At 41.1% G+C, this 14,284-nt stretch carries 13 protein-coding genes; 5 read left to right on the top strand and 8 right to left on the bottom strand.

Annotated elements, in window-relative coordinates:
* Positions 1-2: 2 nt before the first annotated feature.
* The 4 genes from V6R21_RS23340 to V6R21_RS23325 all read right to left on the bottom strand — a co-directional run bounded on the left by V6R21_RS23340 (position 3) and on the right by V6R21_RS23325 (position 3,314).
* Positions 3-365 (bottom strand): response regulator transcription factor, encoded by a 363-nt coding sequence (locus V6R21_RS23340; RefSeq protein WP_334245948.1) that lies wholly within the window; start codon positions 363-365, stop codon positions 3-5.
* Between the two features lie 136 nt (positions 366-501).
* Positions 502-2,193 carry a sodium:solute symporter family protein gene (locus V6R21_RS23335; protein ID WP_334245947.1) on the bottom strand — a complete coding sequence of 564 codons (1,692 nt, stop codon included), beginning with the start codon at positions 2,191-2,193 and terminating at the stop codon, positions 502-504.
* Between the two features lie 146 nt (positions 2,194-2,339).
* Positions 2,340-2,639 carry a DUF4212 domain-containing protein gene (locus V6R21_RS23330; protein WP_334245946.1) on the bottom strand — a complete coding sequence of 100 codons (300 nt, stop codon included), beginning with the start codon at positions 2,637-2,639 and terminating at the stop codon, positions 2,340-2,342.
* A 249-nt stretch (positions 2,640-2,888) separates the two neighbouring features.
* Positions 2,889-3,314, bottom strand: a complete 426-nt coding sequence (locus V6R21_RS23325) for an IS1/IS1595 family N-terminal zinc-binding domain-containing protein (RefSeq protein ID WP_334245945.1) — start codon at positions 3,312-3,314, stop codon at positions 2,889-2,891.
* 358 nt (positions 3,315-3,672) lie between these two features.
* On the opposite strand from V6R21_RS23325, the gene V6R21_RS23320 reads away from it, so the two are divergent.
* Positions 3,673-5,301, top strand: coding sequence for an acyl-CoA carboxylase subunit beta (locus V6R21_RS23320; RefSeq protein ID WP_334247598.1), 1,629 nt, complete (start codon positions 3,673-3,675; stop codon positions 5,299-5,301).
* A gap of 76 nt (positions 5,302-5,377) precedes the next feature.
* Here the strand turns inward: V6R21_RS23320 and V6R21_RS23315 are convergent, their stop codons facing one another.
* The 4 genes from V6R21_RS23315 to V6R21_RS23300 form a co-directional block, all read right to left on the bottom strand.
* A complete protein-coding gene (locus V6R21_RS23315; RefSeq protein ID WP_334245944.1) occupies positions 5,378-6,304 on the bottom strand; it encodes a ketopantoate reductase family protein in 927 nt (308 codons plus the stop codon).
* Between the two features lie 75 nt (positions 6,305-6,379).
* Positions 6,380-6,961, bottom strand: coding sequence for a Crp/Fnr family transcriptional regulator (locus V6R21_RS23310; protein WP_334245943.1), 582 nt, complete (start codon positions 6,959-6,961; stop codon positions 6,380-6,382).
* 96 nt (positions 6,962-7,057) lie between these two features.
* Positions 7,058-7,918, bottom strand: a complete 861-nt coding sequence (locus tag V6R21_RS23305) for an alpha/beta hydrolase (protein ID WP_334245942.1) — start codon at positions 7,916-7,918, stop codon at positions 7,058-7,060.
* Positions 7,919-7,981: 63 nt separating this feature from the next.
* Positions 7,982-8,578, bottom strand: a complete 597-nt coding sequence (locus V6R21_RS23300; RefSeq protein ID WP_334245941.1) for a TetR/AcrR family transcriptional regulator — start codon at positions 8,576-8,578, stop codon at positions 7,982-7,984.
* A gap of 311 nt (positions 8,579-8,889) precedes the next feature.
* On the opposite strand from V6R21_RS23300, the gene V6R21_RS23295 reads away from it, so the two are divergent.
* From V6R21_RS23295 to V6R21_RS23280, 4 genes are all read left to right on the top strand, one after another.
* On the top strand, positions 8,890-9,570 hold the full coding sequence (locus V6R21_RS23295) for a response regulator transcription factor (RefSeq protein WP_334245940.1): 681 nt from the start codon (positions 8,890-8,892) through the stop codon (positions 9,568-9,570).
* Positions 9,571-9,602: 32 nt separating this feature from the next.
* Entirely contained in the window at positions 9,603-10,874 is a 1,272-nt protein-coding gene (locus tag V6R21_RS23290) for a sensor histidine kinase (protein WP_334245939.1), read from the top strand.
* 189 nt (positions 10,875-11,063) lie between these two features.
* A complete protein-coding gene (locus tag V6R21_RS23285; protein WP_334245938.1) occupies positions 11,064-13,502 on the top strand; it encodes an outer membrane beta-barrel protein in 2,439 nt (812 codons plus the stop codon).
* 263 nt (positions 13,503-13,765) lie between these two features.
* Positions 13,766-14,221, top strand: a complete 456-nt coding sequence (locus V6R21_RS23280) for a CBS domain-containing protein (RefSeq protein ID WP_334245937.1) — start codon at positions 13,766-13,768, stop codon at positions 14,219-14,221.
* The last annotated feature ends 63 nt before the right edge of the window (positions 14,222-14,284 follow it).

Below are 14,284 nucleotides of genomic sequence, written 5' to 3'. Positions count from 1 at the left end.
GGTCATCCATTATAAATTCTTTCCACTTCCTTGATCAGGAAGCGGGTAGAAAAAGGCTTGCTGATATAGGCTTTTGCACCCATTTCCAGCCCTTTCTGTATATCTGTTTCATTCGGGTTGCTACTCAAGAAGATAACATTCGTTTCTGCTAAAGCAGTTGACTTTTGGATATGATCGCAGATCATTTGTCCATCGATGCCCTGCATGGTCAGGTCCAGAATGACTATTTCCGGTCGCTCGTGGTCTAAAGCTTCTAAGGCTTCAGCCAAATCCCTTGCGATGAATACCTCATGTCCAGCCTTTCTCATCGAAAAGTCCAATGACATTAAGATATTGGGTTCATCGTCCATAATCAAAATTTTCATAATCATTCATGGGTAATAGTAGATTCAAAATACTGCAAAGCCCTTCTTGTAAGACTGTTTTGTATTGGTGAATCTTTATGGTAGTATATTTATTAGTACACACAATTGGTAGAAACACGAATCTTCGTATCTGTATTTAATGCATTTGGGCTGCTCCAGCTCCTCTTGGATAGCGGATGTCTTCCACCATATCCTGTACCTCGGATGGAGGAGCAGGGGTCATATGGCAAACCAGAATGGATGCCACTACATTGACCATCATGGCTACTGTTCCGAATCCTTCTGGCGAAATACCTAGCCACCAATCAGCAGCAGTAGTTTCTCCAAACAGGTTGAATTTAAATTTCAGCATATAGAAAAGCATGGTCAGTAGTCCAGCTACCATTCCTGCTATAGCCCCTTCACGGTTCATTCTTTTATAAAAAATACCCATAATGATCGCAGGAAAGAAAGATGCCGCAGCCAGTCCGAAAGCGAGAGCCACTACAGCTGCCACAAAGCCTGGAGGATTGATGCCGAAGTAACCAGCTACTGCCACTGCAAAAGCAGCAGAAATGCGGGCAGCAAACAGTTCTCCCTTTTCTGAGATATTAGGCATCAGTTGTTTCTTGAGCAGGTCATGTGAAACGGATGCTGAGATCACCAAAAGCAAACCTGCTGCGGTAGATAAAGCAGCAGCCAAACCACCGGCTGCAACCAAGGCAATTACCCAGTTGGGTAAGTTGGCTATCTCGGGGTTGGCAAGCACCATAATATCACGGTCTATGCTAAGCTCATTGAGGGAAGCTTCAGCCACATATTGGATCTTGCCATCCTGGTTTTTGTCCTCGAAGCCAATCAGTCCTGTTGTTTCCCATTTGGAAAACCACTCCGGCATGCTATCATAAGGCTTGTTGCTGACCGTTTCAATCAGGTTGGTACGGGCAAAAGCTGAAATTGCAGGTGCCGTTGTATAAAGGATGGCGATAAAGAGCAACGCATAACCTGCCGAAAGTCTGGCATCTTTTACTTTGGGTACGGTAAAGAATCGGACGATTACGTGTGGCAGTCCTGCTGTTCCGACCATCAATGCGGCAGTGATCGCAAATACATCAATCATGGACTTGGTGCCTGAAGTATACTCAGCAAAGCCTAGTTCGGTAGAGAGTCCATCCAGTTTGTCAAGCAGGTAAGTTTCAGAGCCTGTTATTGTACTACCAAAGCCCAACTGTGGAATTGCATTTCCTGTCAGTTGAATCGAGATAAAAATAGCAGGAACCATAAAGGCAAAGATCAGGATACAGTACTGTGCTACCTGTGTATAGGTAATGCCTTTCATACCTCCCAATACGGCATAGAAAAATACCAGTCCCATACCGATCATCACACCGGTATTAATGTTCACTTCAAGGAAGCGTGAGAATACCACACCCACCCCTCGCATTTGACCTGCTACATAGGTAAAAGATACTACCAATGCGCAGATGACAGCGACTGTCCGTGCAGCTTGAGAATAATAGCGATCCCCAATGAAATCCGGAACAGTAAACTTGCCGAATTTCCTTAGGTAAGGTGCCAGTAGCAGGGCAAGCAGTACGTAGCCACCTGTCCAGCCCATCAGGTAAACGGCGCCATCATATCCCATAAAGGAGATCAGTCCCGCCATGGATATAAAGGATGCGGCAGACATCCAGTCGGCAGCTGTAGCCATGCCGTTGGCAAGTGGAGAGACACCGCCACCTGCTACATAAAATTCTTTGGTGGAACCTGCTCTAGCCCAGAGAGCAATGCCCATATAAATCATAAAAGTGATTCCTACTATCAGGTAAGTCCAAGATTGTACGTCCATTTCAGTGTTGTATTGTTTGGGTTTGTGATGGACTGGAGATATAAGGTATTAGCAGTTGTAAGATGTCAGGCATTCAACATTGCTGTCGCTAAGGCCAGTAACATATCTTTCTCTTCAGTCTTAAATCTCAAGTCTTATGTTTAGTTTTACTTTTCATCTACATCATGTTCCTTATCCAGCCTGTTCATCCTCCAGACATAGGCAAAAATGAGGACCACGAATACATAGATTGACCCTTGCTGTGCAAACCAGAAACCTAGCTTGAAACCGCCTAGCTTAATGCTGTTCAAAGGCTCAACCAGTAAAATCCCAAAGCCATAAGACACTGTAAACCATATCAGCAATAGGAAGGCTAATATCTTCAGGTTGGTGCTCCAATATTTTTTCAAAGAACTTTTCTCCTCCTTTTGGTCGGAGTTTTTCACTTTTTGGGTGCTAGTATCCATATGTTTGTATTGGGTTTTTAGAAGAAAGTATCGATTTAAGTTAGTTTAATAGGTGATATAATGTTTTGAAGTTGTTATATCATTAATCGTTTATTCGAGTTAATCATTTAAATATTTAAAATTTAATTTGGTATAGATCTCTGTTAAATAGGTGTAGATTTCTTCTGATTTGGTGGAGATATAGGAATCTTTGGGAAAAGGACGTCTTAACGGAAAATGGGGAGGACTTTAAAAGAGAAAAGGTTCCACTTATTTGCGGAACCTTTCCCAACGGATCATCATGTATTTATCCCCGACTTCAGTGACGATCATGCCGGCACCTTTCAGGTTTGCAGGGTCTTTGTAGAAGGCGAGTAGCTCTTTATAGCTGAAAAGCTGATAGGTAGGACGGTATTCGGTATTTTCAGCCCTTTTGATATTGTATTGCTTGACCCAGTTCATGACAGAGACATGGCTCACACCTAATATTCTTTCAATCTCCCTATAACTAACCCCCTCAATATAGAGTTGAAGCGCCTTGGTTACATAGTAGTGGTCGATCTGCTTTCCCAGTTTTTCAACCGTAAAATGATAGCCGCATTCTTTACACTTGTAGCGTTGTCTATCCTTGACAATACCACTTTTGACAGCGTGTTCTGAAAAGCATTTAGGACATGTTTTCTGTTGTTTTGCCATTTAAGTGAGTAGTTGTTTTTGTAATGTGTGTTGTTTAATGAGTATCTCGTCAAAAAATGATGGTATGACGCTGAAAGCCAACTAGTGTATATCTAATTAGCAAAGAGATAGTAATTTAGCAGTTTTTGGTGTTGAAAATACCTTTATTTTGGAAAATACCTGAAAACAGTGAGACAGAATGTATTTGTAATTGAGAAGCACAAGATTGTATATTAAGGTGTTAGACATAAGGTGCTATACCTGAGATTTTAGATCAGCGTGATAAACCCAATCTTATTATCCAGTCTCGAATCTTCTATTTTATGTCTTGCTACTAATATCACAACTAACCAACACATATATGAACACTGACATGAGTATTGACTTGGAGTACAACAAAAATGAGGATGCTTTCAAGCAACTTTGCGCGAAACTCAAAACCCAATTGGAGAAAGTAAAGCTTGGAGGAGGGGAAAAGAAAATTGAGGCTACCCACAAGAAAGGTAAGATGACAGCCCGAGAGCGTATCGATTACCTGATTGATGATGGCTCGGACTTTTTGGAAGTAGGTGCCTTTGCCGGTGAAGGCATGTATAAGGAGTATGGTGGATGTCCATCAGGAGGTGTAGTCGTCGGAATTGGTTTTGTAAGCGGAAGGCAATGCGTAATTGTAGCCAATGATGCTACTGTAAAAGCAGGAGCTTGGTTCCCGATTACAGCCAAGAAGAACTTGAGAGCACAGGAAATTGCGATCGAAAACAAGCTGCCGATTATCTACTTGGTGGATAGTGCAGGTGTTTTCTTGCCGATGCAGGATGAGATATTCCCTGATAAGGAGCACTTTGGGAGAATATTCCGTAACAATGCAGTGATGTCTTCGGAAGGAATTATTCAGGTTTCTGCTATTATGGGAAGCTGTGTGGCTGGTGGCGCTTATTTACCGATTATGTCCGATGAAGCCATGATTGTGGAAGGTACAGGTTCTGTGTTTTTGGCAGGTTCTTACCTTGTCAAATCCGCCATTGGAGAAACTGTGGACAATGAGACATTGGGAGGTGCTACTACCCATTGTGAGATATCAGGAGTGACAGATTATAAGTTCAAGGATGATAAGGAGTGTTTGGACCATATCCGGAATATCTTTGATAAGATTGGGCATAACGAAAAGGCGGGCTTTGATCGTGCAACTCCTCAGGCTCCTGCTTTAAATCCTGAAGAAATTTACGGTCTGCTTCCTGAAGACAGAGTGAAACCGTATGATATGCTGGAGTTGATCAAGCGAATGGTGGATAATTCTGAAATAGAGTTGTACAAGGGAAATTACGGGCAGACAATTATTTGTGGTTATGCCCGTATTGATGGTTGGGCAGTGGGAATTGTAGCCAATCAGCGTACTGTGACGAAGTCAAAGAGAGGCGAAATGCAAATGGGTGGGGTGATTTACTCTGACTCTGCGGATAAGGCTGCCCGTTTTATTATGAACTGTAACCAGAAGAAAATTCCATTGGTATTTCTACAAGATGTATCCGGTTTCATGGTCGGCAGTAGAGCAGAGCATGGAGGTATTATCAAGGACGGCGCTAAGATGGTAAATGCCATGGCCAATTCGGTAGTGCCAAAGTTTACCGTGATTGTTGGGAATTCTTATGGTGCTGGAAACTATGCCATGTGTGGAAAAGCTTATGACCCAAGGTTGATATATGCTTGGCCTACTGCACGGATGGCGGTAATGAGTGGTAATTCAGCTGCAAAAACATTACTTCAGATCAAGGTAGCCTCTATGAAAGCCAAAGGAGAAGAGTTGACACCTGAACAAGAGCAGGAGCAACTGACTAGGATCAAGTCTCGTTATGATGAGCAGCTGTCCCCTTACTATGCTTCGGCTAGACTTTGGGTGGATGGTATCATTGATCCGCTAGAAACTAGAAAAATGATCTCAATGGGTATAGAAGCCGCCAACCATGCTCCAATACAGAAACGGTATAATGTAGGTGTGATTCAGGTTTAAGTTGTTGATGCTAAATTATTATTTCTGATAGATAAAAAAGGTCTCTGTAGAAGAGACCTTTTCATTTTTATAAAACCTACAATCCTGCTTTTATTTCTTTATAGATTTTTTGGGTAGCAGGAGTCGGTACATCTACTTCAGTACCGTATTTTATTATTGCACCGGCAAATAGCTCCAGTTCGTTAGCCCCTTTATTGGTATTGACATCTAACTGTAAGGATGTAGGCGTCTGTGGAGGAAAAGTAGCAGCCTTTTCAAACGTATTGACTACAATGTCAGCATTAAGTTCAATGTTTTTCCTGTCCGCAATTTGTTTGATTTCTTCCATGATGGCTGCAGCTTCCTTGTGTTGTTGAGGATCGTTGCAAACCTGTCCGATGGAGGAGTTGTATTTAGCGGTGACCATACCGAAGCTGGCTATAAAGATAAACTTGGTCCAGATTTCAGAGAGTGAATTGTCTTTGAAACTGAAATGGATACCACTGTCACTGATTATTGCTTTAACCCAATCAATATCTCTGGAGTAGTGCTGAGGGTCACGACCGAAGATCAGTTTTCCTGCTTTGCCCTTATGCTCTACAATTCCCTTTTCTTTTATATGGGAAGCGACATAAACACAAGAAGGTAAAATGGTATTGAGAGGTAGTACTTTTCTGATTCGGTCGTAGATATCTGCGCCATTCATCATTGGTAAGATAATGGTGTCATCAGTGATTACCGTAGCTAGTTGCTGACACACATTTTCCAGATCATATTCCTTTACGCAAACCAGTACCAAATCAGGTGTCTTGATTTCAGAGATGTTTTCGAGTACAGCATTTGGTTTTGTCACCTTTTCAGGGTGTTCAGGAGATAACAGGGTTAAGCCATGCTCACTAACTTTCTTAAACGTTTCACCTCTTGCGATAAAAGAAACTTGATGTTTGTTGCTGTTGGCTTGATTAATCTTGAAACCAAAATAACCGCCTACACCGCCAAGTCCTATTACTACGATATGTTTCATGTTTATTTGTCTTGTTTTAGTTTCTACAAATATCAAGTACGCAGTTTTAAGAAGGACTTGTCAAATGACAAGAAATCAGAATTGAGTCAATTCTCTCCTGATCCGGCTCAAGGAGGTGTCCGTGATTCCTAGATAAGAGGCGATAATCTTAAGTGGAACGTGCTGAAAGATCTGTGGCTTTTGCTTCAAAAGGTTTAAGTACCTTGTTTCTGCTTTCTGGCTGCTTATCTCAATCAGCCGATCATTCAGGTTGTAATAATTGATCACGAAAAGTAGCCTGCTGAATTCCCTGAACTCAGGGATATTATGGAAGTTGGCTTGTACATTCTCAAGTCCAGTAGCCCAGAAGGTACAATCAGTAATGGTTCGGTAAACTTCCTTTGTTGGCTGTTTTTTGAAGAATGACAGAAAGTCGTTTACAAAGCAGGGTGCCATGTAAATATTGGTGGTTACTTCCTCATTGTCTTCATTCAGGATATAGGAGCGCACAAACCCTTTTTCCAGAAAAAAGGTTTGTGTGCTTATGGTGTTCTCACCCAGCAAGACCGCATTCTTTTCTAATTCAAATGGCTCAAATGTTTTTGTGATTTGTGCGACCACTTCTTTTTCTATTGGAAACAGAGAGTGGAAATAATCATTCAACGCTGATTTATCCATTTTTTGCAGTTAGTCATTAGATCATATCACAAATAGTTTCGTATGTGAAAAGGACTGGGGAAATTCACAATACAAAATTATTTGTGACCAACATGGTTATGCTGTTACTTTTTCTGAACTGAAATGTTGGAAAGTATGTGAAATCACATGCTCATCCTTCAAGATTTTATTATGTCCCAATCCTGTCGTTGTTACGAGTTTAGCTTCAGGATAAACCTGTAACATAGCATTCGGGTTCTTGATGGACACCTGTTCATCATCATGATCATGGATCAGTAACAGTTCTGTATCTTTTAGTTTTTTTACCAGTCTGATGGCTTCAAGGTCATAAAAATCTTCTCCCAGATTGGTTCTGGCAAATTTAAGTAAATGTTCCTGACTTTTCTCTGAAGCATTCAGTCCTGCCCTGAATTCGGAAAGAATATAGGACGCGATGGTAGGGCTGCTGATCATCACCATTTTGTCAACTTTTACTCCTTTTGTAACTGCATGTAACGTAGCGACACCACCCAAAGAATGACCAATGATCATGCGGAAGCCATTATATTTTTTATTCATTTCCTGTACGAGATCAGAAAACTCCAGCAGATGACTGCTTTTGCCTTCAGAATAGCCGTGTGCAGGTGCGTCGAAAGAGACACATTTGTATCCTTGCTTGTTATAGTACTCAGTAAAGCGTCTGAACTGGCCCGCACGTCCCATCCATCCATGTACAAAAAGGATAGGCTCTCCTTCACCCCATTCATAAAGTTTGATTTTTCTTCCTTTGTACATCATTGAGCTGCTTTTGGCAGATTGAAGGAAGTTATTTTCCCTTTCGTAGATCGGGAACTTGAAGGCAGTGAAAAACAGTTTGGTAAACCATCTTTTTGCCAGAAATGGTGCTACTAATTCCAGTTTTGGAAATAGCCATCTGATTACTCTAAATGCAGCAGGAACTTTTTTCTTTTGTGTCATTGTCGTAAGGATTATTTTTGATTCAATCTTGATACCGATCGGTATCGATATGGTGAAAAAATTTTAGACCATCATTTCTGTCTTGATCATTTGGTCAATCTGGTCCATCATATTTTCTGTATAGGTACTGTCCTCATTGAGGAATGCCAGAAACACACTTCCCTGAATCATGGAAAAGATTTTCTGGGCATAGATGCGAGCGTCAATTGCTGGGTTTATTTCACCATTCGCAATACCATCTGAGATAAACTGCTCAAGGCTGTTCTCAATATTGTTGGTGACTTTTTTGGCCTTTTGGAAAAGCTCAGGGTTGGTGTAATGTGCATCCACGCTGATATTCAACAATGGACACCCACCCAATTCGAGTGCCTTATGGAAATACTTTCGGTAGTAATCTGTAAGGGTAAACAGCTTCTCAGGGATGGACGATTGCGCCTCCATAGCCGCTGAAAGTGGTGCGATAACCCTTCTGATATTCTGTTTGAAAGCTTGCACAGCCAAGTCTTCCTTGCTCTTGAAGTTCCGGTAGATAGCCCCTTTGGTTAGTCCAGTCGCCTTTTCCAGATCGGAAAGGCTCGTGGCTACATAACCTTTCTTGTTGAACAGTGGAGCCACTATTCGAAGGATATACTCACCGGTTGTCTCTTGCTGTGTCTTCATCTTTAATGTTTTGATAGACTAAATGTAATGATGATACCGATCGGTATCAAGTATTTTAACATTAAAATTGTTAATGAAGGGGCTTATTTGGATATACCAAATTTTTGGGTTTCAAAAAGGTATCTGTTCATGTTCTTACTTCTATCAGTTATAGAAGTAAATCAGTATGAATTTGTTTTACCCTTCACAATGATAAGATATTGTATTAATTTTTCAAGAAATGGAAATTAGAAGCCAAGTTGATGATGAGTAGTACTGGTATAACAATTCCATCGTAAAACCCTTATTTTTGTAAGCAAACAAACTAACTGATGAAAATACTGCTGGTAGAAGATAACCTGACCCTTGCGGAGGATTTGCTGGTTTTTGTAAAAGAAAATGGCTTTATGGCTGAGCACGTCGAATCATTGACGGATGCCAAGGAGCGTACAGCACTTTATACTTATGATCTGGTGATTGTAGATATTGGCTTGCCTGATGGAAGTGGTTTGGACTTGGTTACAATACTGAAGCAGAAAGACCCAAATACAGGTATCCTGATTGTATCAGCGAAGGATTCAATAGAGGACAAGGTAAATGGTCTGGAGATTGGCGCTGATGATTATATCACTAAACCATTCCATACAGCCGAGCTGAATGCTCGTATTCGTTCCATATTGAGACGTAAGAAATTTGAAGGCAGCAATATTATAGCGATCAATGAACTAAGAATAGATGTGATGGCTTCTCAGGTTTGGGTAGGAGACAAGACTCTTGACCTCACTAAGAAGGAATATGACCTGTTGTTGTATTTTGTCTATAACCGCGACCGTATGCTGACCAAGGAAAGCATTGCCGAACACCTTTGGGGAGATCATATCGATCAGGCAGATAACTTTGATTTTATCTACAACCATATCAAGAACCTGCGCAAGAAAATCGTTAAGGCAGGAGGGCAGGACTATATCCGCTCTGTATATGGGGTAGGCTATAAGTTCTCCTCCAAATCCTAAATCGCAAGTCTAACAACTCAAGTCTCTATATCATGAAAGAACGCTCATTTTCCCTTCTGACCAAGACCACTTCCATTTATCTGGTCTTTACGTTTTTGGCATTTTATTGTAGTGCGCTTTTTCTGACGCATGAGGCAGATGAGTACATCAATTATGAGATGGAAAGACGCTTTGGATGGACAGAGCAAAAGGTATTGGAAGGGTTACGTACAGACAAGGATTATATAAAGCGGGATTTCAATACCATTTGGATTTCGAAGGCAGGGAAAGAGGAGTCTCTAGAAGGGTACCCAACTTATGAAACACGGGAGGAATACCATACTGATGTGGGACGTATGGTTTTACATAGAGTCAAGACAGTGGTGTTGGAGGTAGATGGTCAGCACTATTTCTTGGTAATGAGTAAGGAAGTGGAGCATTTTCTTCGCTTCAAGGAAGATATCTTCGATTCGATGCTTCCTGCCTTTATGATTTTGGCTGCTATTGTTGTGCTATTCAATTATATCCTATCGGGGTACTTTTTCTATCCATTCCGACTGATTTTGGACTCGATGAAAAGCTATCAGCTGGGAAAGAAATATCCGAATAAGAAAATCCAGACCTCGACCAAAGAATTTCAGAAAATGCAGCAATTGTATTTTCAAATGGTAGACCGTATCGAGAAGGACTTCCATAACCTACAGGAGTACACTGAAAATATGGCACATGAGATTCAGACCCCTCTGGCAATCATCCGTAACAAAACAGAGTACCTGATGATGGAGGAAGAGGTAATGTCTAAACATCCTGCATCTGTAAAAGCAATTTATGATGAAGCCAATCACCTTTCTAAATTAGGTAGTACCCTGAACCTGTTGACCAAGATTGAGAACAGGGAGTTTTCCAACACAGTAAAGTTGCAGACAGCTCCAGTTATTTTAAAGCACATTGAGGCTGTAAGGGAATTGGCAGGGCTGAAGTCTATGGAGATAGAGGCAGACCTTTTTGAACAGCACTATTTGGAAATAGATCCTTACCTATTTGAGATTATCCTGAAGAATTTTTTCCGAAATGCGATCCGTTATGGTACATCAGAAGGACCTATTCGAGTAGCAACAACAGCAAATGAAATGGTTATCAGTAATTATGGTGAGCCATTGGATGTTGAACCAGAAAAGGTTTTTGAACGCTTTTTTAGAAAGGGGACAAGTCAGCAGTCAGTAGGATTGGGATTGGCTTTGGTGAAAAAAATCTGTACTGTTAATGGGCTGAAAGTAGCGTATGAATATACTGATCATCAGCACCATTTTACAATTGTTAAGTAATTAAAAATGCATTTTATTCGAGTAGACCAAATTGCTACAGATTTCCGATAGATTTGGACTTTAAATTTGTCTCTGTGACAGTAGCCTGAAAAAATCCTTATACAAGATTAACCTTAAAAAGGCTATCTGAATAACCGTGTGTCAATTAATTCAACCATAACAGAACCGTTGAAACAGAGATAATCGAAGATGAAAAGAAATCTATTTTTTGTGTTGGTCACCACTTTTATGCTACTGCATACAGCCGTTTCAATGGCTGTACCAAACGACCCCCCATTGAAAGGAACCATCAAAGGTGTTGTACAAGAAAATGGCAGTAATGTCCCTGTAGAGTATGCTACTATAGCGCTTTTCAGTACTACTGACAAGTCTTTGGCAGGCGGTACAGTCACTGACCCTGATGGTAAATTTACAATCAAGAATGTAAAGGAAGGAACCTATTATCTGGAAATTACCTTTATCGGCTATGAAAAAAAGACTGTCAACAACATTGAGGTTGGAAGTAGTAAAGGTGTTGATCTTGGTGTAGTTAAACTAGGACAGGATGCGGAAGTATTGGAGGGGGTAGAAGTAACTGCTTCAAGACCTGCAATGCGTTATGAAATCGATAAGAAAGTACTGGATGTAAGTAAGCAGCTGACAGCAGCATCCGGTACAGCAGTAGACATTCTTCAGAATGTACCTTCTATTCAGGTAGACGTAGACGGTACTGTAAAGCTAAGAGGAAGTTCAGGTTTTACTGTATTGATTGATGGCAGACCGACTGTGTTGGAGCCAAGTGATGTACTTCAGCAAATGCCTTCAAGTGCCATTGAAAATATTGAAATCATCACAAACCCATCAGTTAAGTATGATCCGGATGGTACAGGTGGTATTATCAATATCATCACCAAAAAGAATAAGCTGGAAGGTGTGTCAGGTATCTTCAACTTGAATGGTGGTATGTTTGGTAGATACGGTGGCGACTTCCTGTTGAATTTCCGAAAAAGCAAATTCAACTACTTTGTGGGAGGTGACTACAACAACCGTAACAACCCAAGTGAAAACTATAATGAGCGTATTACTACCAATACGGATGGTGTAACCAAGCTGATCTCCGAAGGGGACGGTGAGTTCGGTAGAACAAATGGTGGTTTACGTGCAGGTATTGAGTATAACCTCAGTGACAATGACTTCCTGTCATTGGATGCTCGTGTTGGTGTTTGGAAGATGCGTCGTTCATCTGACCTTACTTATGTATCTGAAGGGCCATCTGAAACTCTGAACTACTATAGTAGTGATGAAACCAAGTGGGATGGAAATTACTACGCTGCCAACTTGGGATATACACATAAGTTTGCCAAGAAAGGACACGAGATCGTTTCTCAACTGAACATCAGTGGACGCGACATGAATGAGACAGGTGGCAATGTGCAGACTTTTGTAGATACAGATTCTTCTTACAGACAAAGAAGCCTAGAGGGAGGTCCTTCTACAAGGTTCAGATTCAAGTTGGATTATACATTGCCAATTAATAAAGACAGCAAGTTTGAAGCAGGGTGGCAGAGTCGTTACAGTGATAATGATGAGGTGAATGAGGTTTACTTTAACGAGGAGTTTCAGGACAACCTTAGCTACACAACCAACTATGTGAGAAACATTCAGTCACTGTATTCACTTTATGCTTCCAAGTTCGGCAAGCTAGGTGTACAGGCTGGCTTGAGAGCAGAGTATACAGGTAGAGAAATCAGCTTGGTAGGTACTGATACTGCTTCTAAGGTAGATAGATGGGACTTTTTCCCAACACTACATTTCTCTTACCAGATGTCTCAGGAAACACAAGCGATGGTAAGTTACTCACGTCGTATTGATAGACCTAGAGGATGGTATTTGGAGCCATTCCTGACTTATACAGACGTGAACAACGTAAGACGTGGTAATCCGGGAATCCTTCCTGAGTTTATTGATGCTTATGAGTTGGGTATTTTGAAGAATATTGGAGATCATTCTATCTCATTGGAAGGTTACTACAGAATTACCCACAATAAAGTTGAAAGTATCTCAACGCCATTCGAAGAGGCAGAAAGCGGTCAGAACGTATTCCTTCATACATTTGAGAATATCGGAAAAGACTACTCTTTGGGAGGTGAACTGATGATCGGTTTGCAGGCAACTGAATGGTGGAGAGCTGACCTGATGGGTAATGTTTATAACTACCGTGTAGAAGGTAGTTACAGTTACAGCGAAGATGGGGAAAGCAAGGAGACTATCTTTGATCGAGAAAGCTTGAACTGGAGTGTTCGTTTGAATAACCAACTGAAGTTTGGTAAAACAACTTCCGTACAGCTGAATGCTAGCTACAATGGTCCTTCTGTAACGGCACAGGGACGCAATGAAGGCTTCTTTATGACATCGGCTGCGCTTAGACAGGATTTCATGAACAAGAAGTTTACAGCAACCTTGCAGGTAGAGGATGTCTTTGCAACCGGAAGACGTAAGAGAAGTTCGGAAGGCCCTAACTTCACAACATATTCTGAAGACTTCCGCAATGCTCCAAACGTGTCCGTTACACTTAGCTACCGTCTGAATAACTTCAAGCAGAAGAGAGGCGACCGAGGAGGTGACGCAGGAGGAGGAGATGACTTTTAATTGAAATGAATATATTAGTAATAGATACAAACAGAAAACCTCCGGTATGGTTACCGGAGGCTTTTTTATTTTTAACCTACATATAACAAAACCATGAATACTGTTTCAGTTATTCAATAGAAATGAAAAAATGGTGATGTGTGGAACAACCTTACTATGAATCATTAAGGAAAAAGCTTAACTTATAAAAGACCAATCACCCGTACATGGCCCTTATGGATTAATGTACTTGCATATCTTTAACCAAAACCACACACTGTACTATGAACTTTACACCCAAATTTGAGGAGCCGGCAGATACCCGCTTCGAGTACCCGCCAATTACAGATTATATGACAAAAGAAGTCATCACCTTCCATCCACATCAAAGTATCAAGGAAGCGATGGAAAGCATGCTTGACAATCAGATATCTGGTGCGCCAGTCGTAGATGATTCTGCTAATATTGTCGGGATGCTTTCAGAGACTGACTGTTTGCATATCCTGCTGGAAAATGCTTACAATAATCTGCCACAGAGAGGACAGCTAGTTGAAGACTATATGAGTCAAAGTGTTACAACCATTAGTGCTGATAAGAATGTGGTAGATGTGGCTTATATGTTCTTAAACTCTAAGTTCCGTCGTTATCCGGTGGTAGACAAAGGGCGACTTATTGGACAAGTCAGCAGGAAGGATATCATGAAAGCCGCACTGAATTTCAAGTCAGAACGCTGGCGCTAACAGGCGCATAAGGTTTTCAGTTCAAAAAGTTAAGGCTCCCGAAAAGGAGCCCTAATTGTTTTA

Origin of the sequence: Limibacter armeniacum (genome assembly GCF_036880985.1) — a bacterium.
Classification (GTDB): domain Bacteria; phylum Bacteroidota; class Bacteroidia; order Cytophagales; family Flammeovirgaceae; genus Limibacter; species Limibacter armeniacum.
The sequence above is the reverse complement of the archived record's forward strand: the minus strand, read 5'-3'. Positions and strand labels throughout refer to the sequence as shown.

Bases quoted from the DNA above. Each gene is read 5' to 3' on its own strand.
- V6R21_RS23305 (WP_334245942.1), bottom strand. From the start codon at position 7,918: ATGACACAAAAGAAAAAAGTTCCTGCTGCATTTAGAGTAATCAGATGG.
- V6R21_RS23290 (WP_334245939.1), top strand. From the start codon at position 9,603: ATGAAAGAACGCTCATTTTCCCTTCTGACCAAGACCACTTCCATTTAT.
- V6R21_RS23335 (WP_334245947.1), bottom strand. From the start codon at position 2,193: ATGGACGTACAATCTTGGACTTACCTGATAGTAGGAATCACTTTTATG.
- V6R21_RS23330 (WP_334245946.1), bottom strand. From the start codon at position 2,639: ATGGATACTAGCACCCAAAAAGTGAAAAACTCCGACCAAAAGGAGGAG.
- V6R21_RS23340 (WP_334245948.1), bottom strand. From the start codon at position 365: ATGAAAATTTTGATTATGGACGATGAACCCAATATCTTAATGTCATTG.
- V6R21_RS23310 (WP_334245943.1), bottom strand. From the start codon at position 6,961: ATGGATAAATCAGCGTTGAATGATTATTTCCACTCTCTGTTTCCAATA.
- V6R21_RS23300 (WP_334245941.1), bottom strand. From the start codon at position 8,578: ATGAAGACACAGCAAGAGACAACCGGTGAGTATATCCTTCGAATAGTG.
- V6R21_RS23295 (WP_334245940.1), top strand. From the start codon at position 8,890: ATGAAAATACTGCTGGTAGAAGATAACCTGACCCTTGCGGAGGATTTG.
- V6R21_RS23325 (WP_334245945.1), bottom strand. From the start codon at position 3,314: ATGGCAAAACAACAGAAAACATGTCCTAAATGCTTTTCAGAACACGCT.
- V6R21_RS23315 (WP_334245944.1), bottom strand. From the start codon at position 6,304: ATGAAACATATCGTAGTAATAGGACTTGGCGGTGTAGGCGGTTATTTT.
- V6R21_RS23280 (WP_334245937.1), top strand. From the start codon at position 13,766: ATGAACTTTACACCCAAATTTGAGGAGCCGGCAGATACCCGCTTCGAG.
- V6R21_RS23285 (WP_334245938.1), top strand. From the start codon at position 11,064: ATGAAAAGAAATCTATTTTTTGTGTTGGTCACCACTTTTATGCTACTG.